Consider the following 24,306-nt stretch of genomic DNA (forward strand, 5'->3'; position numbering starts at 1 on the left):
ACAGCGCCTAGCACACACGCTGATTGAGTTCGTCGCGCGCAAGGTCGATCACTTCGCTGGCGGTCAGGCCGATGCCGGCCGGATGGGCTGCGCGCCAGTTGTCGGCCGCCTTGCCATGCAGCCAGGCAGCGCACTGCTGCGCTTCCAGGCCATTCAATCCCTGCGCAAGCAGTGCAATGGCCATGCCGGCGAGCGCATCGCCCTGACCGGCATTGCTTAATGCCGCATTGCCGGTGGCATTGATGCTCCAGTGCACTCCATCGCTGCATACCGACCCCGCGCCTTTGAGCAAGACGATGCAATTGAATTCGCGCGCCAGTGTCAGTGCCGCATTCACCCGGTCGGATTGGACTGCGCTGGTGGGGCATTGCAACAGGCGTGCGGCTTCTGCCGGGTGGGGCGTGAGCAGGGCGGGTTCGGTGCGTGTCCGCAGCAGGGTTTGCAGTGCCGGGTCGGCCGCGACCAGATTCAGTGCATCGGCATCCAGCAGCAAGGGGTGTGGCAATTCCAGCAAGTTGGGCAGCTGCGCCCGTGCTTTTTCATCCGTGCCGAAACCGGGGCCGGCCAGGTAGTGTGTGCTGTCGGACATGGCCAGCACGGCATCGGCTGGGTGCAGCATCAATTCCGGCTGTTGCAGATCAAGCGCCGGATACGCATCGGCCAGAAAGCCGATTCTGACCTTTCCCGCGCCCAGCTTGAGCGCGGCCCGGCCGGCAAGGAGCGGGGCGCCCAGCATGCCCGAGGCCCCGCCGACAATGGCCAATGTGCCAAATTGTCCCTTGTGGGTATCGGCCCGGCGCTGCAACTTGCCCAGGCAAGCCGGTGCATGCCGGAGCAATTCGCCCTGCAGCAGTTGGCGCGGCACATTCAGCCCCAGCGTTTCCAGCAAGACTTCGCCGGCGCAATTGCGGCCGGCACCGGTATGCAGACCGGGTTTGTCGGCAATGAAAGTCAGGGTTTTTTCGGCGCGGATGGCGCAGCCGCGCACGCAACCCCGATAAGGGTCGAACCCGCTGGGGGTGTCGATGGCCAGAACCGGTTTGCCGCTGTTGTTGACCGCGTTGACCAGTGCGGCGGCATCACCTTCCAGGTCGCGCGCCAACCCAATGCCGAACAGTGCATCGACAATCAGATCGGCCCGCGAAAAATCCACGCTTTCGCCGATCCTGCATACGGTGACATCCAGGCCCGCCTTTTCGAGTTCACGTGCACAGACCAGACCATCGCCACCGTTGTTACCGGGGCCGACCAGCACCGTGATGCGTACGGGTGCGCGCGAGTCATTCAGGATCAATTCGGCCGCAGCGTGTCCGGCCTGCTCCATCAGCGGCAAACCTTGCGCGAGCGCCCGGGTTTCGACCTGGCGCAACTCGGCCAGGGATGGGAAACAGGTGTTCATGACAATGTGATCCTGGCGCGATCCAGTCGATTGATAAAGCGTTGCAGCTGCGTTTGCGCGGCGCCGTTCAGTTGCGCGAAGCGACAGCCGATGCGTAGGTTGCGGCGCCCGCCTCGTGTACCAAGATCACGCGAGGTGCATACGAGCAGATCAACCGGGACGATGATTTCGGGCGGCAAATGCAGATGGCAACCTTCCAGCCGCATACCGGGCTGCAGATTCAACCCTGGCAGCGGCCCGATCAGGCTGATGCCGCCCAGGCTGATATCGGCGACCTCGGCTTCGATGAGCTGGCTGGATTGGGCAATGTGGCAATGTACCGATTCATGTGCCGGCACCGGCAGACGGTAGTAATCCCTGCGTTGCATGTAATAGACATGATCGGGCCGTTGCGTGCGAATGGCCGGGCGACCGTCATGCAGAACGGCCAGGGGCTGCAGCACCTCGAACTGGATATGCACTCGCGCCAGGCTGCTTACGCAAATCATGGTTGGTGCCGCCAGCAACAGCGCCTGGGTCTGGGGATCCGGACTCGCATCGAAAATCAGATGATCCGTACCGACTTCGAGCAAGGCGCTGAGCGCAAAGGGCTCGCGCCGTCGGGGCGGGTAGAGGCAGACGATTTTCGGATGTTTGGCGAGCTGCACCAGCAGGTGCTGCAGTTGCAGTGGATCCTGTATCAGATAGTGGGCCTGATCGTCCGGCGTTAACGGTGCTAGCGAGTTATAGTCGGACATGCTGGGGCAGGCCTGTTGCGGGGGTGGGATTACTTATACATAGCATGGCGGGCAGGGGGTGCCAATTCAGTCTTTGCCGCCATGGCCGGCGGCCATGTCCGGTCCCGCGTCATCCAGCATCTTTTCCATTTCCACGAGGCTGGCGCGTTCTTCGCGGTGGCTGCCATTGCGTTCAGCTGCCAGCGGACGCACATGCAGCAGTACCGGCGTATCGTCGTACCAGAATGACAGCGTCGGGTACCCTGGAACATGGGGCACACCGGCACTTTCCTTGTACTGATAGTCGATCTTGCGATCGATCAGGAAGATTTCCAGGGTCTTGGGATCATCATGGTAGAGCAGCAGGTTGATGTTGGAGTGCGGGCCGGCGCTGCCATTCAGAACCGATCCTGTCAGATAGGGGCGGTAGTTGGCAAAAAAACGCATCAGATAGATGGCTTTGCGACGGTAATCCGCCAACAGGCCAGGATAATCCGGTTGATATACGGCGCGGTATTCGGTCAGGGCATCACTGATTTCCTGGTTGGATGGCAGCGATCGCCCATCGGTGATCCCCAGCTGCCGCGCCGCCTTGCGCTTGGCCTGGGCGAAATCGTGAACATGACCTTCAGCGATCATGCGTGCCGCCCGGCTCGCGATGTCAGCGCGCAGGCTTGCCGATGAGCGGTCAATTGCCGGTCGGCTCACGGTGTTTCTCCCTTGATCTTTCCGCACCATCCTGACAATTTCTGTCAGAACAGCAAATTCTTGATTTCATCCAGCGGCGCCGGTGCATCCGTGCTGTTGCCGAACCCGAGCGCCGGATTGGTCTGCGTGAATTCCTGGTAGAAATATTCGTCGCGAGGCCCTTTGTCGGTTTGCAGGGTTTGCACCACGATACCTTCCGGTACCGGATAGCTGACTTCGGGTACATCCTTCAGCGCCTTGGCCATGTAGTTGATCCACACCGGCAGGGCGGCCGCACCGCCGGTTTCATTGTTGCCCAGCGACTTGGGTTGATCGAAACCGATCCAGACCACTGAAACCAGGTTGGGCTGGAAACCGGCAAACCAGGCGTCATTGGCATCGTTGGTGGTGCCGGTCTTACCGGCCAGATCGTTGCGACCCAGGCTGCGTGCCTTGGCGGCGGTACCGAATCGCACCACGTCGCTCATCATGTTGGTCATGACATAGGCGTTGCGAGCATCCAGTGTCCGCGGGGCATTTTCGCCGGCAATTTCCGGCTCCATCTTGGCCAGGATGCGTCCGCTGCGGTCTTCGATCATGCTCACGTAATGCGAGTGAATGCGATAGCCGGTATTGGCAAATACGGCGTAGCCCTCGGCCATTTGCAGTGGCGTCACCGAGCCGGCGCCCAGCGCCATGGTCAGATAGGCCGGATGATTTTTCGGGCTGAAACCAAAGCGGGTGATGTGCTGCTGGGCGTATTCAGGCGAGATTGCCTGCAGAATGCGGATCGAGACCAGGTTCTTGGACAGGGTCAGGGCGTTGCGTACGGGCATCATGCCGGCGAATTTGCCGTCATAGTTCTTGGGTTCCCAAGTCTGGCCGCCCAGTTGGTCGGGGTTGATCACCAGCGGCGCATCGTTGATCAGGGTGGCCGGCGTGATGCCGCGTTCAAGCGCAGCCGAGTAAATGAAAGGTTTGAAGCTGGAACCGGGCTGTCGCCAGGCTTGGGTGACATGATTGAAGACGCTGCGATTGAAATCGAACCCCCCAACCAGCGCCTTGATGGCCCCATTCTGCGAATCCAGCGAGACGATGGCGCCCTCGACTTCCGGCAACTGCGTGATTGCCCAGCCCTTGTCGGTCTGACGCAGGCGGATCACGGCGCCCGGACGCAACTTCGCAGCCGGCGGTGCCTTGGCCGAAAGCAGTGGCCGCGCAAGCCGCAGGCCATCGCCTTCAATGGCTACGGCACCCTGCCCGCGAATATAGGCTCGTACGGATTTGCTGTTGATCTCGAGAATGACGGCAGTCCGGATTTCCTCGGCATCTTTGAAGTCGGCCAGGGCATCATCCAGCTCTTCCTCGTTTTGCAGCAATGTGCCATCCAGAAAAGCTTCCGCACCGCGATAGCCATGACGCTGGTCGTAGTCGAGCAAGCCTTGCCGCAGCGCCTGATAGGCTGCTTCCTGCTGCTTGCTGTCGATTGTGGTGTAAACCCGGTAACCAAGGGTATACACGTCGTCCTTGTAGCGTTCAGCCATCATCTGGCGGGCCATTTCGGCGACATATTCGGCATGTACCGCAAAGCCCTGCCCGCCTTGCCGAACCGTGAGCGGCGCATTTTTCGCCACTTCATGCTCTTCCTGGGTAATGAATCCCAGTTCATTCATGCGGCGCAATACATAAAGCTGGCGCAATTTGGCGCGTTTGGGATTGACCACCGGGTTATAGGAGGATGGTGCTTTGGGCAGGCCCGCCAGCATGGCGGCTTCGGCGATACTGATCGATGACAGATTCTTGCCGAAATAAGTCTGTGCCGCTGCAGCAAAACCATAGGCGCGCTGCCCCAAATAAATCTGGTTGATATAAAGCTCGAGGATTTGATCTTTGGTCAGATTGTGTTCAATCTTGAATGAAAGCAAAGCCTCGTTGAATTTCCGGGTAAAGGTTTTTTCATTCGAAAGATAAAAATTGCGCGCTACCTGCATGGTAATGGTGCTGGCGCCAGACATGGAGCGGCCGGATAGCACGTTGCTGATCATGGCGCGTACAACACCAATGTAGTCAACGCCACCGTGCCGGTAGAAGCGCTCATCCTCGGCTGCCAGCAAGGCATTCTTCAATACCTGCGGTGTTTCGCCAATCGGTGTAAAAGAGCGTTTTTCCTCGCCAAATTCGCCAATCAATACTTTATCCGCGGTATAAACCCGCAATGGAATTTTGGGGCGATAATCAGTCAGCGCTTCCAGAGAGGGCAATTTGGGATAAGTCAGGATGACGGCCAGGAAAATCAGGCCGACAGCAATTAATGCCAATCCTCCGATTGCGCCAAATATGATCAGAAAAAAACGTTTGCCCATGATTACCAATTATCCGATTCGGTCATGAATGTGCCATTTGCCTGAAAGCCTGCCCTGTTGCAAAAATAACGTGGCCCATCTACGTTTCCTTTACAGGGTCGATCCACGCTGCTAGGATCTTTACGAAAGCTGGGAAGAAGGCGGCCTATTTATCTAATTTTAAAAGGAATCCAGTGTTGAATCTCGATTTCCTGAAGCCCAAGGCCACCCCCTTGATTGGCGTTGACATCAGTGCTTCCGCCGTTAAGATGGTCGAGTTGAGCCAAGCCGGACAAAACTACAGCCTTGAGCGTTATGTGATCCAGCCTCTGCCCAAGGATGCCGTGGCAGATGGCAATCTGGCAAATCTCGAAGTTGTTGCCGAAACCATGCGTCGAGCATGGCAGCAGCTGGGTACACGAGTCAAGCACGTTGCCATCGCCCTGCCTGCAGCCTCCGTCATCACCAAAAAAATTCTGGCGCCAGCTTCCATGAGCGAGCGCGAACTGGAAGACCAGGTCGAAACAGAAGCCAATCAGTACATTCCATTCCCGCTGGATGAAGTCAATCTCGATTTTCAGGTGCTGGGGGTCAATCCCAATTCTCCGGAAGAAAACGATGTCCTGATCGCCGCCGCGAAAAAGGAAAAGGTTGAAGAGCGTGTGGCTGCAGTTGAAGCGGCCGGGCTCAAGGCCGTGGTGGTTGATGTCGAATCCTATGCCACGCAGGCCGCATTTGAACTCATGCGCCCGCAATTGCCCAACAACGGTGAGGGCCAGATAGTAGCCGTGGTCGATATTGGCGCGACCGCGATGCACATGAATATCTTCAAGGATGGCCAATCAATCTACAGCCGCGATCAGGCCTACGCCGGCAATCAGCTGACTCAGGAAATCCAGCGTAAATACAATATGTCGTACGAGGATGCCGACCAGGCCAAATGCCAGGGCGGCTTGCCGGAAAACTACGAATCGGATGTGCTGCAACCGTTCATGGATACGCTGGCCATGGAAGTTGCCCGTTCACTGCAATTTTTCTATACCTCCAGCAATTACAACAAGGTGGATCATGTCCTGCTGGCGGGCGGTTGCAGCGTCATTCATGGCCTGGACGAGGCGGTGTCGAGCAGAACCCAGATTGCAAGCACGATGCGCGCCAATCCCTTTTTCAGCATGTCCACCGGCAAGGTGCGAGGCAAGCAGATCCAGCTCGATGCCCCGTCCCTCCTGATTGCCTGCGGCCTCGCAATGCGGAGGTTTGACCCAGTATGATCCGGATTAATCTGCTGCCACACCGGGAAGAAAAACGACGCGCACGGCAGCGTCGTTTTCTGTCGTTGCTGGCATTTGCCTTTGTGGCTGCTGTTGGCGTAACCATCGTTGGCTTCACCGTGCTGTCTGCCAAGATCGATACCCAGAATTCCCGCAATGATTTCCTGATGGCGGAAAATGCCAAGCTGGACAAGGAAATTGCCGAAATCGAAAAGCTCAAGAGTGAAAAGCAGGCACTGCTTGATCGCAAGAAGATTGTCGAACGTCTGCAATCCAACCGTACCGAAGCGGTACATGTGCTTGACCAATTGGTGCGTCAGACCCCTGAAGGTGTTTATCTGAAAGACTTCAAGCAGACCGCTGACCAGATCACGCTGCTTGGGTATGCCCAGTCCAATGCCCGGGTGTCGACCTATATGCGCAATATCAATGATTCCCATGTTTTCGAGCAGCCTCTGCTGGTCGAGGTCAAGGCAGCCAATGTCGGGAATTTGCGTCTTGCTGAATTCAATTTGCGTACTCGCATTACGCGTGCCGTGGATGCCAGTGCGGCCGAGCCTGTTGCCAAGCCGAGGGTGACCAAATGACTTTAGATGAACTGCGGCGTCTGGATGCCAAGGATGCAGGAAACTGGCCGTTGTCCGTGCAGTTTGTCTGCATGTCGCTGGTGTTTGCATTGGTGATGGCCGGTGGTTATTTCTATGTCTGGAGTGATCAGTTCGATGAACTCGAAGCCGGCAGAGCCAAAGAGGAGCAACTGAAACAGCAATTCCTCGAGAAAAAGAAGAAAGCAGTCAATCTTGAGGCATACCGGCAACAGTTGCTGGAAATCGAGCAGGCATTCGGCGCCATGCTCAAGCAGTTGCCGAATAAATCCGAAATGGAAACGCTGCTGACGGAAATCAACCAGGCCGGTGTGGGACGCGGCTTGATGTTCGAACTGTTCAAGCCTGGTGCTGAAGTCAAGACCAGCGAATTTGTCGAACAGCCGATCAGCATCAAGGTCACCGGCAATTATCATGATCTCGCATCGTTTGTCAGCGATGTGGCACAGCTTTCCCGCATTGTTACCCTGGGCGATATTCATCTGGCTCCAGCCAAGGATGGCCAACTGATCATGGAGGCCACGATCAAAACCTACCGTGTACTGGATGAAGCCGAACTGCAGGCAATCAGGCAGGCTGAAGCCAATGCCCGGAAAAAGAAGAAATAACGCCAATGGGTACTATGCAAAGTGAGATCGACATGATGAAGCGCTGGCTTGGTATTCCCCTGATATTGCTGGGTTTGGGCGGTTGCTTTGGCGACGAGAATAGTGACCTGAAAGAGTGGATGCGCCAGAACAGCGAAGGTCTGCAAGGCAAGGTTGAGCCTTTGCCGGAAGTGAAGACATATGAGCCGTTTGCTTATGCGGCACAGGAGCTGGCTGATCCGTTCCGTCCGGCCAAAATGGAATTTTCCAAGAAAGGTGGCGGTGCGTTGGCACCCAATATGAATCGGCCCAAGGAACCGCTTGAAACCTATGATCTGGAGCGGTTGCGCATGGTGGGTATCCTGCAGCAGGGCAAGAATATCCAGGCCTTGGTCAATGCCCCGGATGGCAATCTGTACCGCGTGAAACTTGGCAGTTACATGGGCCAGAACTTCGGCATGGTTACAGGCATTACGGAAACGGGTATCCGGCTCAAGGAAATCGTCGAAGAAAGTGGCGGTGACTGGGTAGAGCGCGAAACAACACTCAACCTCGAAGAAGTTGGGCAAAAAGCGGAGCAGAAACGATGAAATACAGCAAAGTCATGACATGGCTCGGGTGCCTTGCTTTGGCCGTGGTCGCGCCGCTGAGCTGGGCGCAGGATCCGGTTGGGATTACCGGTATCGAAGTCAGCAACATCTCGGCTGAAAAACAGGTCGTGAAAGTGAATTTCAACGGGACGGCACCGAGCCCTGCCAGCTTTTCGATCAATACTCCGCCACGCATTGCTTTCGATTTTGCCAACTCGACCAATGAATCGGGTAAAAGCACGCTGCCGATCAATGGCAATGTGCTGCGGCAGATCAATATCGCCGAAGGTGCAGGTCGTACGCGGGTCGTACTCAATTTGCAGAAGATGGCTGTCTATGCGGCCAAGGCTGAAGGGCAAAGTGTGCTGATTACGGTCGATGGCGCCACGACAGACATGTCCGCGAGCCGCAGCACGCATTTCTCCGATGCCCAGCCGACCGAAAAAGCCCAGGGAATTCGCGATATCGATTTCCGCCGTGGCAATAACGGTGAAGGCAAGATCGTGGTGGATCTGACCAGCCCGAATGTCGGTATCGATATTCGCCAGCAAGGCAAGAATCTGGTGGTCGATTTTGCCAAGGCGGCATTGCCCAAGAAGCTGGAGCGTCGACTTGATGTCACGGATTTCGGCACGCTGGTACAAAAAATCGATGCGTATGCCCAGGCTGATCTGGCGCGGCTGGTGATTGAACCGCGTGGTAACTGGGAATATTCTGCTTACCAGACTGAAAACCGCTTCACCATCGAAGTACGCGAAGCTGCGGACGAATCGAAAAAGCTCGCTAGCCAGAAAACCTACAAGGGCGACAAGCTTTCGCTCAATTTCCAGAATGTCGAAGTGCGAACCGTGTTGCAGGTGCTGGCTGAGTTTACCGGCATGAACATCATCACCAGTGATACCGTGGGTGGTTCGCTGACCTTGCGCCTGAAGGATGTGCCCTGGGATCAGGCGATGGACATCATCCTCCAGGCCAAGGGACTGGATCAACGCAAGACCGGCAATGTGGTGTGGATTGCACCGCGCGATGAATTGTCCGCCAAGGAAAAGCAGGAGCTGGAAACCCAGAAACAGATTGAGGAGCTGGTGCCGACCCGCCAGGAAATGTTCCGCCTGAAGTATCACAAGGCGCAAGATTTTGAAAAAATCCTCAAGGATGACAAGAACAAGCTGCTTTCCAAGCGTGGCAGTGCAGTGATGGATCCGTTGACCAATACCCTGATCATCAACGACGTGCCGACCAAGCTGGAAGAAATTCGTGATCTGATTGCCAAGACCGATATCCCATCGCGCCAGGTCATGATCGAGGCGCGGATTGTTGAAGCCACGGATTCATTTAGTCGTGAGTTGGGTGCCAAGCTGTCTGTGAGTCGAACCGGAAATACCAATAGCTATACTGCTGAAGCGAACCTGCCTGCACAAGCATCAAGTAGCTTCTCTGCCGGGGCGTTCAATGCAATATTTGGCTCGGTTTTTGGTAGTGTGATTGATCTGGAGCTTTCCGCACTGCAATCGGACGGCAAGGGCAAGATCATTTCCAGCCCGCGCCTGATTACCGCTGACCGGGTCGAGGCAACGATCGAGGATGGTGAGGAAATTCCCTACACCGAAACCGCGCCCAACGGCGCTACCACCATCTCCTTCAAGAAGGCTACCCTGTCCCTCAAAGTGACGCCGCAGATTACGCCGGATGGCAATGTGATCATGGATCTGAAGATCAACAAGGATAGTCGCGGCGATGAAACATCCGCTGGACCAGCGATTGACACCAAGCAGATTCAGACCAGGGTACTGGTCGAGAATGGCGGCACGGTGGTGATTGGCGGTATCTATGTGCAGACCTTGCAGGATACGCGTGACAAGATCCCGCTGCTGGGGGACATTCCGTTGTTGGGCGCCTTGTTCCGACACGATTCCAAGCTGGATGAAAAGCGCGAGATGCTGATCTTTATTTCGCCCAAGCTAATGTCTAGTGAGCTGAGCTTGAAGTAAGGCGCGCAATCGCCTCCTTGCAGGCTTTCCGCTACAATGCCTGGCATGAAAATGCCAGGCAATTTTTTTCTGGTCGGCCTCATGGGGGCTGGCAAAACTACGGTAGGACGGGCGCTGGCCCGGCTGACGGGCAAACAGTTTCTGGATTCCGATCATGAAATCGAAGCCAGAACCGGGGTGCGGGTTCCGATCATCTTCGAGATCGAGGGCGAGGCGGGTTTTCGCGCACGCGAAGTTGAAATCATCGCCGAACTGGCGGCGCTGCACGATATCGTACTGGCCACCGGTGGTGGGGCAATTCTCAATCCGGCCAATCGCGAAGCGCTCAAACGCAATGGATTTGTGATCTATCTGCGTGCCAATGTCGATGACCTGTATCAGCGCACCTGCCACGACAAGAATCGGCCGCTGTTGCAGACGGCTGATCCAAAAGCACGGTTGCAGGAGCTGTTCGAAGCGCGTGATCCGCTTTACCGTGAAGTGGCGGATCTGGTGATCGATACCAGCCGCCAGTCTGTTCATCAATTGCTCAACCGCTTGCAGCGCGAGCTGGAGAATCATTTCAGTGCGAACCGTCCCACTTGATCTGGCCCATGCGCCCTACGAAATTCATATCGGCCGCGGGCTGCTGACGCGTGTCGAGCTGATCCTGCCTTTGCTGCCGCAAAAGAAGGTCGCCATCGTCAGCAACGAGACGATTGCCCCCTTGTATCTGGAAAGTCTGCAAAGTGTGCTGGAAGCGGCCGGTGTGCAATGCCACAGTATCGTCTTGCCTGATGGTGAACAGTTCAAGACTTGGGAAACCCTGAACCAGATTTTTGATGCCCTGCTGGCGGCAAGGTGCGAACGCAAGACCACCCTGATTGCCTTGGGGGGTGGCGTGATTGGCGACATGACCGGATTTGCGGCGGCGGTGTATCAGCGTGGCGCACCCTTCATCCAGATTCCTACCACGCTCCTAGCGCAGGTTGACTCCTCTGTCGGTGGTAAAACCGCGATCAATCACCCGCTGGGCAAGAATATGATCGGAGCGTTCTATCAGCCCAAACTGGTGCTGGCCGATCTGGCTACGCTTGATACTTTGCCCGCGCGCGAATTTTCAGCCGGCATGGCTGAAATCATCAAATATGGCCTGATCGATGATTTGCCGTTTTTCGAATGGCTGGAGGCCAATATCGATCGCATGATGGTGCGCGATCCGGATGCGCTGGCTTATGCGGTGGAGCGGTGCTGCCAGAACAAGGCGCGCATTGTTGCCCAGGATGAGCGTGAGACCGCAGGTGTGCGTGAACTGCTTAATCTGGGGCATACCTTCGGTCATGCCATCGAAGCTGGCATGGGTTATGGGGTCTGGCTGCACGGTGAGGCCGTCGCGGCCGGGATGGTGCTGGCGGCGCTGGCTTCGCGTGAGCTCGGGCAACTGGGTGATGCTGACATCGAGCGCATCACGACATTGCTGACGCGTGCCGGTTTGCCGGTGCGGGCCCCGGCGCTTGGCGGAGTTGCGCATTATCTTGATTTGATGGCGGGCGACAAAAAGGTCGATGCCGGGCGCATCCGCTATATCCTGATGCGCAGGCTCGGCGAATCCTATGTCGGGGAGCTGTCGACCGGGGTGGTCAGCAAGGCACTGGTTGCCGGCTGCGACTGAGGCTGCCGCTGTTTCGCATAGTCGGCCAGCGTCATGTCCAGTCCTTGGCGCAAGCGTGCCATGTGCGGCTCCAGCGCCTGCTCCTGCGCGCACCACAGCGGGGTCTGCACCAGCTCGAATACATCCAGCAGACGGATCAGGTTCAGATCGATCGCCAGTAGCCATTTGCCATCGCGACTGGCATCGACCCATTGCCTGCGTGCCATGGTTTCCAGCAGCTGATTGGTGACGTCGAGTCCCAGAGATGCTTTGCGGCGCAGCGTGTTGATATGCAGCACAACGCCATCGCGCTGTGCCTGTGCCAGGGCCAGCAGGATCAGCAAGGCCTGCTCGAAACGGCTGCCCTGTTTGCGCTGCCAGCTCCAGGCATCGTTGCGCCAGTAGGAAAGACTGGCCGACAGCATGGCGCCGGCCAGGACGATGACCCAGCTGACATAGAGCCAGAGCAGAAAGATCGGAAAGCTGGCAAAGGCGCCATAGACCAGCTTGAAGGTGCCGAATTGCTTGATATACAGCCCGAACAGCCATTTCATCAGGTTCAGCGCACTGGCGGTACAGAAAGCAGCAATCAGCGCGTGGCTGCGCGGCACATAGCAATTGGGGATGGCCAGATAGATCATCGCCAGGCTCAGGAATACCAGCAACCAGGGACCCAGTTGCAGCAGATAGAGTCCCTCGCCCGGCAGGGCACCGGGTAACTCGCCCGATAGCCAGGACGCCAGTGAAATGCTCAACCCGATCAGCAACGGCCCCAGGGTGAGCGAGGCCCAATAAATCAGGGTACGCGAGAGCAGATTGCGCGCGCGCGGCGCTCCCCAGATCTGGTTGAGGGTTTTTTCGATGGTGAACATCAGCAGCAGTGCGGTGGCCACCAGGCCGACCATGCCCAGCGCGGTAAGACGCTCGGCATTGTCGGAAAACTGATGCATGTAGACGCCGATGACCTTGCCGGATGCATCAGGAACCAGATTGGTCAGGATGAACGACTTGAACTTGCTGCTGTAACTGCTGAACATCGGGAATGCAGCAAACAGGGTCAGGGCAATGGTGAACAGCGGCACGATCGCCAGCAGGGTGGTATAGGTCAGGCTGCCCGCCGTTTGCAGACAGCGCCCGGCGATCAGGCGCTGGACGACGAAATGGGAAAATCCGGCAACGCGGCGCCAGAAATCAACAGAAATGAACGGGATGGGCATGGTAAGTTTCAGACCGGATCAATGCTGCAATCATAACGTACCCGTCCCGTGCATGCCTCAAAGGAGAAATCGTATGGTCGAAATCCTGGTGTTGTATTACAGCGTGCATGGCGCCACGCGTCAGATGGCGCAACTTATCGCGCGCGGCATCGATTCCGTACCAGGCGCGACCGCGCGTGTGCGTACCGTTCCACGCGTGTCCACGGTGTGCGAGGCGACTGAGCCGGATATTCCGGCCCAAGGTGCTCCCTATGTCGAGCTGGCTGATCTGCAGGAATGTGCCGGTCTGGCATTGGGTAGTCCCACCCGTTTTGGCAATATGGCGGCACCGATGAAGTATTTCTGGGACAGCACCAGTGCCGATTGGCTCAAGGGCACCCTGATCGGCAAGCCGGCCTCGGTCTTCACCAGCTCCAGCGCCATGCATGGCGGCAATGAGACCACCTTGCTCAGCATGATGCTGCCCTTGCTGCATCACGGCATGCTGCTGCTCGGCGTGCCCTATTCGGAAACGGCACAGCTTTCCACCACCACGGGCGGAACGCCGTATGGCAGCAGCCATGTGGCCGGGCCGGATTCCAACAGGCCGATCAGCGACGCCGAGCGCCAGCTGTGCCTGGCCCAAGGCAAGCGTCTGGCAGAAGTGGCACTGAAGCTGGCGAGATCCGCATGAGCCCGGCGGCCAGGAGGGTACGTGCCTGCCAGATCGGCGCCATTCTTTGCTTGCTGGCGTTGATCGTGCTCTGTATCGGCTGGGAGCTATGGTGGGCACCGTTGCGCCCGGGCGGATCGTTTTTGGTGCTGAAGGCGCTGCCGTTATTGTTACCCTTGCGTGGCTTGCTGCATGGGCGACGCTATACGGCGCAATGGACCAGCCTGTTCATTCTGCCCTGGCTGGCCGAAGGCGTGATGCGCATGCTGAGCGATCCGGAACCTTCGCGCTGGTTCGCTGTAGTCGAATTTCTGTTGAGTGTTGGCTGTTTTGTCTGTGTTGCGTTGTATGCCAGGCAGACCCGCCCGCCGCGTGATGCAGCGGGCAAGATATCCACCTGATTCCGCCACACTTCTCTGGTTCAGGCGGCCAACGCCAGTGCCGTGTCGACCGGGTTGCCATGGTCATCCACGACGATGACCGGAATGCGCGTTGCTTTGGCTGCGACATCCCGCACATTGTCGTGGTGAAAAATGCGCTGCCATGCAGGATGGGGCTGTGGCAGCACGATGGCATCGCAATCCAGGTGGTCGGCGGCGAACGCAATCGAGCCCGGGATATTGCCGGCGCAGAAGTAGGCCTGGTGCGCAATGCCTTGGCCCACCAGTTGCTGGGCCGCATCGGCCAGAAGGAACTGCGCCCGCTCCTCCTGGAATTGCACCAGTTCCTGGCGCGTATGCATGCAGATGACTTCCAGATTCTTTTCCGTGTCACCGACATTAAGCAGACAGACTTCAACAGCCTTGCCCTGCTGATGCAAATTCAAAACATAAGCCAAGCCCAGATGCGATCTTTCGGTCGCATCAATGGGCAGCAGTAAACGTTCAACTGTGGTTGCGTTATCGCTGCGTGAGCTCAGTGGCGTGCCAAACAGCGGGCCTTCGAGTGCAATGGCTGCAATGGATTGAGTCGAATCGAACATGATGCCCTCCTGGGAACAAGATACTGTTCCGGTTGATTGATGACGTAGGCTTTCTGGTCGTGCCTGGTTTTACTGCAATGCTGTTGACTTGGTTGATCAGGAAAATCCTTTGAATGCCAGCATTGTGATCAGGGTTGGTGGAAGCGCTGCAAGGAAAAGCCACAGCGGACTAACAGCCTGATCCGCAAAATAATTTTTAAGGATGGAAAAACCGGCAGGGTTTGGTGCATTGGCAATGACGGTCAGTCCGCCACCTGTGATTGCGCCTGCTACCAAGGCATATTGGAAATCCGCATCGACACCCTCGACCAGCGAGCCGAGATAGGTCAGGGCGGCGTTGTCGGTTATGGCAGTAAGCGCTGTGGCCGCATAAAAGAGAAGATCGGTATTGATTCCGGCAAGAGCTTGTTCAAGCCACCATTGCTGCAGGCCCCCCAGCGTGATCAGACCTGCCAGGAAGAAGGCAACCAGCAAACCCTCGCGCAGGATAAGTTTGTCCTGGTGGCGCTTGTATGCCTCAGTGAAGCCCAGAAAGAACAGGAACAAACCCATGAACACTTGGGGATAATGGGCAAATAGAACAACCCCTGCCAGAAACAGTAGATGCACCGCTGTTACGGCATGCGGCACGCCCGGACGCTTGCTGGCGGTATTGTCCAGGTTGCCCTTGGTGATGATTTCCTTACGGAAAATTAATGTCAGGATGGTGGCGTTGATAAGGACTGCCAGTACTGCTTTCCAGCCAAACTGGGCCAGCATAAAGCTGATATCCCATCCCCACTTGCCTGCAACCATCAGGATGGGTGGCGCTGCATAGGGGGTGAGAGCTCCGCCGATTGAAACATTCACAAATAAAGTCCCGAGCGTGGCGTACTGCATACGGGTGCTGAGTCGTTGACTGTAGAAAACGTCGCGCAGAATCAATGCGGCCAAGGTCATTGCCGCTGGTTCGGTAATGAATGACCCCAATATCGGAACCAAAGAGAGTGTCAGGAAATAAGCGGCGATATTGTCTGCAGCCGGTAGTTTCTTTGCCAGCTGCTGGACGCATGCGCGCACAAGCTCGAGGATCGGCCTGCTTGCTGCAACAACCATGATGACAAATACAAACATCGGCTCTGTGTAATTCCGGGTTTGCAGGTATTCAATCGATGCAGATTTGCTGGAAAGAAAGACCAGCATCACCACAAGGATGAATGCCCAGAATCCAAAGACAACCTCTACTTCACCCAAGAGATGCCAAAGGCCTGCGTGACGTGGTTGCCTATGTGCCAGAAAAGCAAAAAAACGGGTCGAGAATGTATGGAGCACCGCAACGGCAAACAGAAATGCGGCAATGTATTCGGGATGAAATATCTGCATGATCGTGGAGTCGGTTGTTTGGGATGCCCACAATCTACATGTGGTGAAAACCAATCTATCAGTTTGGAATTGATCTTGAAATTCGTTGATTTACATACGTAAATCACGTATTTGTGCGGTTTGGACTTGATCGAAAGGTCCATTTTCAGAGGATGGGAGGCAGTATTAAGTGAAACGCTTACGGGCAATTGCCAATTCGCGCGAACCAATAAATGACGACAATGGCAGCATGGTTACCTCCAACACGTCTTCAAGTCTGGGCTGGCGCATCCTGACCTCGTTGTTGTTCATTGCCGCGTACGTGGCAATGGATTGGGCGAGCTATCTGCATCCGCTGCATGGCCTCAATATCACTGCCTGGAATCCTGCTCCGGCACTGGGTGTGGTCTTTGCCTTGCGTTGGGGGCGTTGGGTGTTGCCCCCGTTGTTTCTGTCGTTGATTGCGGCGGACTTCTTCGTGCGGGGTATGCCGGAGTCACTGCCGGCTTCCATGCTGATGGCGGGACTGATAACGGTGGTGTATTACGCGACAGGCATCATGCTTCGCCGTCTGCTGCATGCCAAGACCCTGTTCGGTAATCGGCGGGATTTGCTTATCTGGCTGCTGGTGACCAGCGCGGGCGTACTGACTGCCAGTGTGTGCTTTGTTACGACCCTGTACCTGGCCAAACTGTTGCCTGCCGATCTCTGGCTTGAAGCCCTGGTGCGCTACTGGATAGGCGATTCTGTCGGCGTGTTGTTGTGCATGCCGTTGTTTGCGTTGTTGGCTGATAAGGTATTACGCAGGCGCTTTATTACCCAATTGGCCAATCGCGAAGTTTCCTTGATTTTGCTTTTCTCGGTATTGGTACTCTGGTTGGTATTTGGCATCGGAGCGGAGAATGAGTACAAGTATTTCTATTGCCTGTTTTTGCCGGTGATCTGGGCCGGGGCTAGGCAAGGTTTGCTTGGTGCGATTGCCATCGCTGCTTGGGTACAGTTGGGGGTGATTGTTATCGCCCAGTTTCTGGATTTTAAAACTGTCACGGTATTCGAGTTGCAAATGCTGGCGCTGGCAATTGCAATGGTGGGTTTTTTTGTCGGTGTCGTGGTGGATGAATACCGCCAGGCCAGCGAGGAGTTACGCCACTCGCTGCGCTTGGCCGCCGCTGGTGAAATGGCTGCAGCACTCGCGCATGAACTCAACCAGCCGCTGACCGCGTTGACCATGTACGCCAAGGCGTGTGAATTTCTGCTGGAAAAGGGCGATACCGGTAGTCAATTGCAGGACACCATGAAGCACCTGCTGGCGGAAGCCAATCGTGCCGCTGAAGTGGTGCGACGTTTGCGTGATTTTTTCCGTACCGGCGCAACCAAGCTGGAGTTGTTTTCGGTGGAAGATTTGCTGCTAGGGGTCAGTGCGGCCTACAAGGAAAAATTGAGCAAGCAGGGAACGGAATTGATGGTGGATCTTCCTGTGAATTCCATGGCGGTGTTTGCGGATAGGCTTCAGATTGAAGTGGCTTTGCGCAATCTGGTTTCCAATGCCGGCGATGCTGTTCAATCCATGCCGGAGGGAGCTCGCATGATCAAGGTTTCCGCGCATCAGTTGCCGGGTGAACGGGTCTGTATTCAGGTGGAAGATAGTGGTAGCGGCCTGGCGGGCACGGCTGAAAGTTTGTTCGAGCCTTTTGTTTCGACCAAGTCCAGCGGGATGGGGTTGGGGTTGGCCATCAGCCGGGCGATTGCCGAGGCGCATGGCGGAATGCTTTGGGCAGAAGAAGCTGGCCATGGCGTGTTCAAATTGGTATTGCCTCTGGAGGGGGTACATGAAAAACGCGAATGATCTGGCGGTATTCATCGTGGATGATGATGCGTCTGTCCGTGATTCGCTGAGCTTGCTATTGGGCTTGCGCGGATGGCGTACGGTTTGCTTTTGTGATGCGGAGAGTTTCCTGAATACCTGGAAGCCTGGCTGGGTAGGCTGTTTGCTGCTGGATATTCGCATGCCAGGCATGGATGGACTGACTTTACAGAAAAAGCTGGTCGAACTTGGCACCCATCTTTCAATCATTCTGATTACCGGCCATGGTGATGTCGATGCGGCACGCGCGGCATTTCGCAATCAGGCGGTCGACTTCCTGGAAAAGCCGCTGGAGGAACAGAAACTGATCGCGGCACTGGAAGAAGGAATGGCTCGTGCCCTGACGGTTCATCAGGAGGATGCTATCCAGGGTGAGTTGGAACAACGCTTGAAAACACTGACCCCGCGTGAGCGTGAGGTGATGGAGAAAGTCGTGGCGGGCTGGCACAACCGCGAGATTGCCAGGGAGCTGGGTATCAGTGTGCGCACAGCAGAGGTCCACAAAGCCCGCATGATGGACAAACTCGGCACCCGCAGCGTGGCCGAACTGGTACGCATGGCCTTGCAGAGTGGTATGACGGTAAGCGAATGATCCGATAGGCTGGATAGAACAACGTATGCCAGAAAAAACACCCCCTTCCGCGAACGGTTGGGGGCGTTTGATTTTCCGGAAGGGATCGTTTTACTTGATCAAGGTAACCGGAATTTCTGCCAGGTGCAGGATCTTCTTGGCAACGGAGCCCAGTACGATTTCCAGCAGATTGCCGTGGCCATGCGTGCCCATCACAATCAGGTCGGCAGGCAACTTCTTGGCCAGTTCGATAATTTTGTGCGGAATGTCACCAATCAGGTCATGGCTATGGAACTTGACTTGGGCCTTTTCCAGTTGCTCGCGTGCCGGGGTGAGTACCTCTTTGGCATGCAAGCGCAGCTGGGCTTCTACGGCCTGGGTTTCCAGTCCATGGGTTTGCCAGGCTTGAGGTTCCGGCACGACGTAGGCGACATGGATTTCATCGTCATGCGATTCACGGTGCGCAATGGCCCAAGCCAGTGCGCGTACAGAAAAATCGGAGCCATCGTAAGGAACGAGTATTTTTTTCATGGCAGCCTCCAGATTATCGGTGTGCCCGGTTGCCGGGCACACTTCTAAGTTCATTATTGGACAGCGTAATCAATGTTGCTGAACAACTGCTTGGGCGGCACTCGGTGCTTCCTTGTGCGGGTCGTGCGGCTCCCAACCCCACAGCGCCAGCATGATGAAGAAACCAATCACGTAAGCGACCGGGACAAACCAGCCATGCTTGACCCACTGTACGGCAGAGCGGGCTTCCGGATACATATTCGACAGGGCAACGCCAGCAGAAGAGCCGAACCAGAGCATGGAGCCACCAAAGCCCACGGCATAAGCGAGTACGCCCCAGTCAAAGCCGCCTTGCTTGAGAGCCAGTGCAGTCAGCGGAATGTTGTCAAATACCGACGATACAAAGCCCAAACCAAATGCCGACAGCCAGGAGGCCGGTGGCAGTGCTTCAACCGGCATCATCGAGGCGATGGTGACCAGCGACAGCAGGAAGACCGAGCCCTTGAAGGTTTCCGGCATCAGTTCCCAGGCATGGCGGCGTACCGGAATGGTCACGAGGATTGCGACCCAGACTGCAGCGCCGAGGAACGGAAAGCTGTTGGAAATATCGGCAAACTGGGTGTTGACGACCACGTTGGTGATGATGGCCAGGACCAGAATGGCTGCGACGATGCCAACACGTCCCCAGTCAACATGGAGTTTGGCTTCCGTATTCTTGACGATCGGCGAGTAAGCATGTTGTTTCTTGGCTGCAAAATAGCCCAAGAACAGCAGTGCAGGGATTGCGGCCACGTATGCGTGGATCACATCCAGTGGCGAAACGCCGTCAATCCACATCATGGTGGTGGTGGTGTCGCCTACCACAGAGCCGGAGCCGCCGGCATTGGATGCGGCAACAATGGCTGCCAGATAGCCGATATGTACCTTGCCGCGGAACAGTTGCTGTGCCATGGCACCGCCGATCATGGCGGCGGCGATGTTGTCGAGGAAGCTCGACAGCACAAATACCATTACCAACATGGCAAAGCCGCCCTTCCAGTCATCCGGCAGGTATTTCGGCAGTACGTCCGGAACATGGCTCTTTTCAAAATGGTGCGACAGGATGGCAAAACCCATGAGCAGACCAAGCAGGTTGGTCAGGGTTACGGCCTCGTGTCCCATATGGGCGGCCAGTCCGGCAAAACCGGCGCCAAACTTGAAGCCGGTGAAAATCAGCTTGTAGATGGTGACGGTAACGAGGCCGGTCAAGGCAACTTGCAGCGTGTAGTGGTGGAACAGTGCCACACCCAGCAGTGTCAGACCGAACAGGATGAAATCAACGGGAATGCCGGCCACAGTGGGCCCGCCTGCAGCAAATACCGGGGAACTCAGCATGGCCAGCAACCCGCCAAGCAGCAACCCCTTAAAGACTGGTTTCATGTTTACCCTACATGTTTGATGGTTGAAAAATCCGAGAGGTCACGCTGACTGGTTTTTGATTAAAACATCCTAATCAAAACAAGTACGTGATCAACTTAATTAGCCTCCCCCAAGGCAAGCACGAATCGTACAAGCAAGGGGGTTCAATGGCCAGACAAGTTGGATTTTATGTTGCGTAAAACGCTACGTTTTTTGAGTATGAACAAAGAAATGTTGAAGGCATGAAACAAAAAAACATGCTAGGACCTTGTCCTAAGCCTCTGATGGAGCGGGTTTATTCGTGTCTGAAAAATTGCTGGCAGCATGAGCAGTGGCATGGCTGTGCGCAAGCAGTGTGCTGGCGAGACAAAATTTCGTCTGGGCGATGGATGGGTGGGGTAGATCGTTTGCAGCAGTGAAAAGAAGCTGGCGCAAATCAGCTAATTGTGCGATTTGCGCCAGTCTGGCGGGGGCGGTTGTGCTGGATCAGACTTGCGGGTTGACGCGTTCCGTCTTGCCGATCAATTTGTTCAGTGCCGATACATAGGCCTTGGCGCTGGCGGCGATGATGTCGGTATCGGCCCCTTGGCCGTTGACGATGCGCCCATCCTTGGCCAGTCGTACCGTGACTTCACCCTGGCTGTCGGTGCCACTGGTGATGGCATTGACCGAGTAAAGTTGCAATTCGGCGCCGCTGTTGGCCAGCGCTTCCAAAGCCTTGAATACGGCATCGACCGGACCGCTGCCGGTGGCATCCGCCTTGCGCTCGCTGCCATTTTCATTGATGACGATGTGTGCGGTTGGCTGCTCGCCCGTTTCTGAAACCACCTTGAGCGAGGTGAGCTTGTAGTGCTCCTGGATGATGCTGACCAGCTCATCCGATACCAGTGCGTGCAGATCTTCGTCGAAGACTTCGCGCTTGCGGTCGGCCAGTTCCTTGAAGCGGGCAAAGGCAGCGTTGAGCGCTTCTTCGCTTTCCAGCATGATGCCAAGTTCCTGCAGTTTGCTCTTGAAGGCATTGCGCCCGGAGAGTTTGCCAAGCGTCAGGCGGTTGGCCGACCAGCCGACCGATTCCGCGCTCATGATCTCGTAGGTTTCGCGATGTTTGAGCACACCGTCCTGATGGATACCGGATTCATGTGCAAAAGCGTTGGCGCCGACAATGGCCTTGTTCGGCTGCACCGGGTAGCCGGTGATGGTTGAAACCAGTTTTGATGCCGGCACGATCTGCGTGGTGTCAATACGCGTTTCCACGCCGAACACATCACGCCGGGTCTTGGTGGCCATGACGATTTCTTCCAGGCTGGCATTGCCGGCACGTTCGCCCAGGCCGTTGATGGTGCATTCTACCTGGCGGGCGCCACCGAGCACGGCGCTGAGCGAATTGGCCACGGCCATGCCCAGGTCGTTATGGCAGTGAGCGGACCAGATCACCTTGTCGCCACCGGGCGTGCGTGTGATCAGATCGCGGAAGAACTGTTCCGTCAGGTAAGGCACTGCATAGCCGACGGTATCGGGCACGTTGATGGTACCCGCGCCGGCCTTGATTACTTCACCAAAGATGCGGACCAGGAAATCCGGCTCCGAGCGCAGGGCATCCTCGGCCGAAAATTCGACATCGTCGGTAAATTCACGCGCAAACTTCACGGCCTTGATGGCGGCCTCCACTACCTGATCCGGATGCATGCGCAACTTCTTTTCCATATGGATCGGACTGGTGGCGATAAAGGTATGGATGCGCTTTTTCGCCGCCGGGGCAATCGCCTGGCCAGCGATGCGGATGTCATTTTCGGTGGCACGCGCCAGCGAGCAGACGGTGGATTCCTTGATGACCTCGGCAATGGCGCGAATCGCCTCGGCATCACCGGGGCTGGCGGCGGCAAAGCCGGCTTCGATGATATCCACCCCCAGTTTTTCCAGTTGGCGGGCAATGCGGATCTTTTCTTCACGGGTCATGGAAGCGCCCGGGCTTTGTTCGCCATCGCGCAAGGTGGTGTCGAAAATGTAGAGACGATCGCTCATGGCAGGCTCCCGCAAGACCGGCGTACTGGATGGGCCGGCGAAATAGTGGTGGATATTGAAGGTGCGGCCCTGGCTCGCAGCGAGCGGGCCAAGCCTGGAAATGTAAGTCATGGGGATGCTGCCGCGTTCGCGCCACTTGTAAATGGCTGCGCGCGATACAGGCTCGTCCGGGAAGAGCCTGTTAAGCCCTTCGGCAAGCACGCCGGGACCGCCGAAATCAGCGATCAGCTGTTCGATGTCCAATTTCATGTCCAATCTCCATATGCCGCATGTGTGCAGAATAGAAGGTTGGCGGACTTTGTGTCAAATCTATTTTGTATTTTGGGCGGATTTAGTGCTGCGGGTGGATTTTTTGATTTCTAATTGGACATTATGTCTAATTTTTCCGGATTTTTGCCCTGTCTCTGCCTGATCAGGCAGTACAGCAGGTAGATGTAGCCAGAAAAGGCATAGCAGACGAAAAATCCAAATAGAACCAGCGATGGTTTGGCTGCCAGGAGGCTGATAAGGAAGACCACAGCCAGCAGTGCCAGAAACGGAACCGTGCGGCGCCGATTGAATTCCTTGAAGCTCCAGTAGCGTACATTGGAGACCATGGTCAGCCCGCCAAACAGGGTAGCGAACAGGGTCAGCCAGGGGAGCGCCGGCGCGATGGGTTGCAGTTCTTCTGCATGCTCCAGGCTGATCCAGACCAGCCCGGCCACCAGTGAGGCGGCGGCTGGGGAAGGCAGGCCCTGGAACCAGCGCTTGTCCACCGTGCCGAGGTTGGTATTGAAGCGTGCCAGGCGCAAGGCTGCGCCGGCACAGTAAATGAACGCCACAATCCAGCCGAATTTGCCAAAATCCTTGAGCGCCCACTCATAGGCGACCAATGCCGGTGCCACGCCGAATGACACCATGTCGGACAGACTATCGAATTCCGCGCCAAATGCTGACTGGGTATGCGTGAGCCGCGCCACACGGCCATCCAGTCCATCCAGAATCAAGGCCGCAAAAATGGCAACTGCCGCATGCTCAAAGCGGCCGTTCATCGACTGCACCACCGCATAAAAACCGGCAAACAATGCAGCCAGTGTGAACAGGTTGGGCAGCAGGTAAATGCTTTGCCGGCGCAGATTTATTTGGCGATCAGGCTGCATGGTGGCGCTTCCGGTCAAATCAGGCGAGTTCTGCCAGGATGGTGCTGCTGGCACTCACCTTGTCGCCAATGCTGACCTTGGGTCGGGCATCAAGCGGCAGATAGACATCGACGCGCGAACCAAAGCGGATAAAGCCATAGCGCTGACCGCGTGCCAGCGTGTCGCCCGCTTGGGTGTAGCACAGCACTCGGCGAGCCACGAGGCCGGCGATCTGCACGAAGGTGACTTCGGTGCCGTCGGCCAATCTGGCCAGTACGGCGTTGCGTTCATTTTCCAGCGAGGCTTTGTCGAGCGCGGCGTTCAGGAAAGAGCCGGGATGGTATTCGACTTTTTCCACCACGCCATCGACTGGGCTGCGCTGGGAGTGCACGTTGAACACGTTCATGAAGACACTGATCTTGAGCGCTTCTCGCTGGCGGTACGGATCGAAGGCTTTGTCGACGACCACAATACGGCCATCGGCCGGGCACAGTACGGCCTTGGGATGCTGCGGGATGTCGCGCGGCGGATCGCGGAAAAACTGCAATACGAACAGCGCGACAATCCACAAGGGAATGGACCAGCTGCCGCCCAGCCAACTGGCCAGTACGGCGAGCGCCACGATGCCGGTCAGAAAAGGCCAGCCTTCGCGGGCAATGATGGGGTGCGGATAATGACGATTCATGTATGCAGGTGTTCGATGCGGTAAAACGCTGATTGTAACCTACTGTATTGCGCTTGGAGCCGGCATCTGTGATGCGGTGAGCCGAACGTAACTCGATCGTACGATAATTCGCTAGAATGATGTTGTAT

Annotated in this window: 22 protein-coding genes and 1 pseudogene; 11 read left to right on the forward strand and 12 right to left on the reverse strand. The window is 56.4% G+C overall.

Annotation, left to right across the window (positions count from 1 at the left end; all coding sequences use genetic code 11):
* Positions 1 to 7: 7 nt before the first annotated feature.
* The 4 genes from AC0KVQ_RS05620 to AC0KVQ_RS05635 all read right to left on the reverse strand — a co-directional run bounded on the left by AC0KVQ_RS05620 (position 8) and on the right by AC0KVQ_RS05635 (position 5,165).
* Positions 8 to 1,399, reverse strand: coding sequence for an NAD(P)H-hydrate dehydratase (locus AC0KVQ_RS05620; protein ID WP_473420161.1), 1,392 nt, complete (start codon positions 1,397 to 1,399; stop codon positions 8 to 10).
* On the reverse strand, positions 1,396 to 2,136 hold the full coding sequence (locus tag AC0KVQ_RS05625; protein WP_473420162.1) for a flagellar brake protein: 741 nt from the start codon (positions 2,134 to 2,136) through the stop codon (positions 1,396 to 1,398). Before AC0KVQ_RS05625 ends, AC0KVQ_RS05620 begins: the two co-directional genes overlap by 4 nt.
* 66 nt (positions 2,137 to 2,202) lie before the next feature.
* Complete coding sequence (locus AC0KVQ_RS05630) at positions 2,203 to 2,823, reverse strand: hypothetical protein (protein WP_473420163.1); 621 nt, start codon at positions 2,821 to 2,823, stop codon at positions 2,203 to 2,205.
* Between the two features lie 44 nt (positions 2,824 to 2,867).
* On the reverse strand, positions 2,868 to 5,165 hold the full coding sequence (locus AC0KVQ_RS05635; RefSeq protein WP_473420164.1) for a penicillin-binding protein 1A: 2,298 nt from the start codon (positions 5,163 to 5,165) through the stop codon (positions 2,868 to 2,870).
* Positions 5,166 to 5,341: 176 nt separating this feature from the next.
* Here AC0KVQ_RS05635 and AC0KVQ_RS05640 point away from each other — a divergent pair, with 176 nt between their 5' ends.
* From AC0KVQ_RS05640 to aroB, 7 genes are read left to right on the forward strand one after another with little or no spacing between them, the layout of a single operon-like run.
* Positions 5,342 to 6,415 (forward strand): pilus assembly protein PilM, encoded by a 1,074-nt coding sequence (locus AC0KVQ_RS05640; RefSeq protein ID WP_473420165.1) that lies wholly within the window; start codon positions 5,342 to 5,344, stop codon positions 6,413 to 6,415.
* On the forward strand, positions 6,412 to 7,002 hold the full coding sequence (locus tag AC0KVQ_RS05645) for a PilN domain-containing protein (protein ID WP_473420166.1): 591 nt from the start codon (positions 6,412 to 6,414) through the stop codon (positions 7,000 to 7,002). Before AC0KVQ_RS05640 ends, AC0KVQ_RS05645 begins: the two co-directional genes overlap by 4 nt.
* Entirely contained in the window at positions 6,999 to 7,628 is a 630-nt protein-coding gene (locus AC0KVQ_RS05650; protein ID WP_473420167.1) for a type IV pilus inner membrane component PilO, read from the forward strand. The genes AC0KVQ_RS05645 and AC0KVQ_RS05650 overlap by 4 nt, the downstream gene beginning before the upstream one ends.
* A gap of 5 nt (positions 7,629 to 7,633) precedes the next feature.
* Complete coding sequence (locus tag AC0KVQ_RS05655; RefSeq protein ID WP_473420168.1) at positions 7,634 to 8,197, forward strand: pilus assembly protein PilP; 564 nt, start codon at positions 7,634 to 7,636, stop codon at positions 8,195 to 8,197.
* Positions 8,194 to 10,188, forward strand: coding sequence for a type IV pilus secretin PilQ (locus AC0KVQ_RS05660; protein ID WP_473420169.1), 1,995 nt, complete (start codon positions 8,194 to 8,196; stop codon positions 10,186 to 10,188). The genes AC0KVQ_RS05655 and AC0KVQ_RS05660 overlap by 4 nt, the downstream gene beginning before the upstream one ends.
* A 36-nt stretch (positions 10,189 to 10,224) precedes the next feature.
* Complete coding sequence (locus AC0KVQ_RS05665; RefSeq protein ID WP_473420170.1) at positions 10,225 to 10,773, forward strand: shikimate kinase; 549 nt, start codon at positions 10,225 to 10,227, stop codon at positions 10,771 to 10,773.
* Entirely contained in the window at positions 10,754 to 11,839 is a 1,086-nt protein-coding gene (gene aroB / locus AC0KVQ_RS05670) for a 3-dehydroquinate synthase (protein WP_473420171.1), read from the forward strand. Before AC0KVQ_RS05665 ends, aroB begins: the two co-directional genes overlap by 20 nt.
* Here the strand turns inward: aroB and AC0KVQ_RS05675 are convergent.
* Entirely contained in the window at positions 11,779 to 13,035 is a 1,257-nt protein-coding gene (locus AC0KVQ_RS05675) for a YihY family inner membrane protein (RefSeq protein WP_473420172.1), read from the reverse strand. The genes aroB and AC0KVQ_RS05675 overlap by 61 nt on opposite strands.
* A gap of 73 nt (positions 13,036 to 13,108) precedes the next feature.
* Here AC0KVQ_RS05675 and wrbA point away from each other — a divergent pair, with 73 nt between their 5' ends.
* On the forward strand, positions 13,109 to 13,708 hold the full coding sequence (wrbA, locus tag AC0KVQ_RS05680; protein ID WP_473420173.1) for an NAD(P)H:quinone oxidoreductase: 600 nt from the start codon (positions 13,109 to 13,111) through the stop codon (positions 13,706 to 13,708).
* Positions 13,705 to 14,088 carry a DUF2069 domain-containing protein gene (locus AC0KVQ_RS05685; protein WP_473420174.1) on the forward strand — a complete coding sequence of 128 codons (384 nt, stop codon included), beginning with the start codon at positions 13,705 to 13,707 and terminating at the stop codon, positions 14,086 to 14,088. Before wrbA ends, AC0KVQ_RS05685 begins: the two co-directional genes overlap by 4 nt.
* Positions 14,089 to 14,108: 20 nt before the next feature.
* Here AC0KVQ_RS05685 and AC0KVQ_RS05690 read toward each other — a convergent pair whose 3' ends face one another.
* Positions 14,109 to 14,669, reverse strand: coding sequence for a universal stress protein (locus AC0KVQ_RS05690; RefSeq protein WP_473420175.1), 561 nt, complete (start codon positions 14,667 to 14,669; stop codon positions 14,109 to 14,111).
* Between the two features lie 96 nt (positions 14,670 to 14,765).
* Complete coding sequence (locus AC0KVQ_RS05695) at positions 14,766 to 16,031, reverse strand: putative Na+/H+ antiporter (RefSeq protein ID WP_473420176.1); 1,266 nt, start codon at positions 16,029 to 16,031, stop codon at positions 14,766 to 14,768.
* A 169-nt stretch (positions 16,032 to 16,200) separates the two neighbouring features.
* Here AC0KVQ_RS05695 and AC0KVQ_RS05700 point away from each other — a divergent pair, with 169 nt between their 5' ends.
* Both AC0KVQ_RS05700 and AC0KVQ_RS05705 read left to right on the forward strand, forming a co-directional pair.
* Positions 16,201 to 17,856, forward strand: a complete 1,656-nt coding sequence (locus tag AC0KVQ_RS05700; protein ID WP_473420177.1) for an MASE1 domain-containing protein — start codon at positions 16,201 to 16,203, stop codon at positions 17,854 to 17,856.
* Positions 17,840 to 18,466 (forward strand): response regulator transcription factor, encoded by a 627-nt coding sequence (locus tag AC0KVQ_RS05705; protein WP_473420178.1) that lies wholly within the window; start codon positions 17,840 to 17,842, stop codon positions 18,464 to 18,466. Before AC0KVQ_RS05700 ends, AC0KVQ_RS05705 begins: the two co-directional genes overlap by 17 nt.
* Before the next feature lie 90 nt (positions 18,467 to 18,556).
* Here AC0KVQ_RS05705 and AC0KVQ_RS05710 read toward each other — a convergent pair whose 3' ends face one another.
* From AC0KVQ_RS05710 to AC0KVQ_RS05730, 5 genes and pseudogenes are all read right to left on the reverse strand, one after another.
* The gene (locus AC0KVQ_RS05710) at positions 18,557 to 18,976 is read right to left on the reverse strand and encodes a universal stress protein (RefSeq protein WP_473420179.1); all 420 of its coding nucleotides are present in this window, start codon (positions 18,974 to 18,976) and stop codon (positions 18,557 to 18,559) included.
* Between the two features lie 69 nt (positions 18,977 to 19,045).
* A complete protein-coding gene (locus tag AC0KVQ_RS05715; protein WP_473420180.1) occupies positions 19,046 to 20,374 on the reverse strand; it encodes a hypothetical protein in 1,329 nt (442 codons plus the stop codon).
* A gap of 465 nt (positions 20,375 to 20,839) precedes the next feature.
* The gene (locus tag AC0KVQ_RS05720) at positions 20,840 to 22,624 is read right to left on the reverse strand and encodes a 2-isopropylmalate synthase (protein WP_473420181.1); all 1,785 of its coding nucleotides are present in this window, start codon (positions 22,622 to 22,624) and stop codon (positions 20,840 to 20,842) included.
* A 110-nt stretch (positions 22,625 to 22,734) separates the two neighbouring features.
* A complete protein-coding gene (gene pssA / locus AC0KVQ_RS05725) occupies positions 22,735 to 23,514 on the reverse strand; it encodes a CDP-diacylglycerol--serine O-phosphatidyltransferase (RefSeq protein WP_473420182.1) in 780 nt (259 codons plus the stop codon).
* Positions 23,515 to 23,539: 25 nt separating this feature from the next.
* Positions 23,540 to 24,178 (reverse strand): annotated as a pseudogene (locus AC0KVQ_RS05730) (phosphatidylserine decarboxylase); the annotation flags it as partial.
* Positions 24,179 to 24,306 lie beyond the last annotated feature (128 nt).

It is taken from the genome of Formivibrio sp. oc-25, from assembly GCF_055810895.1.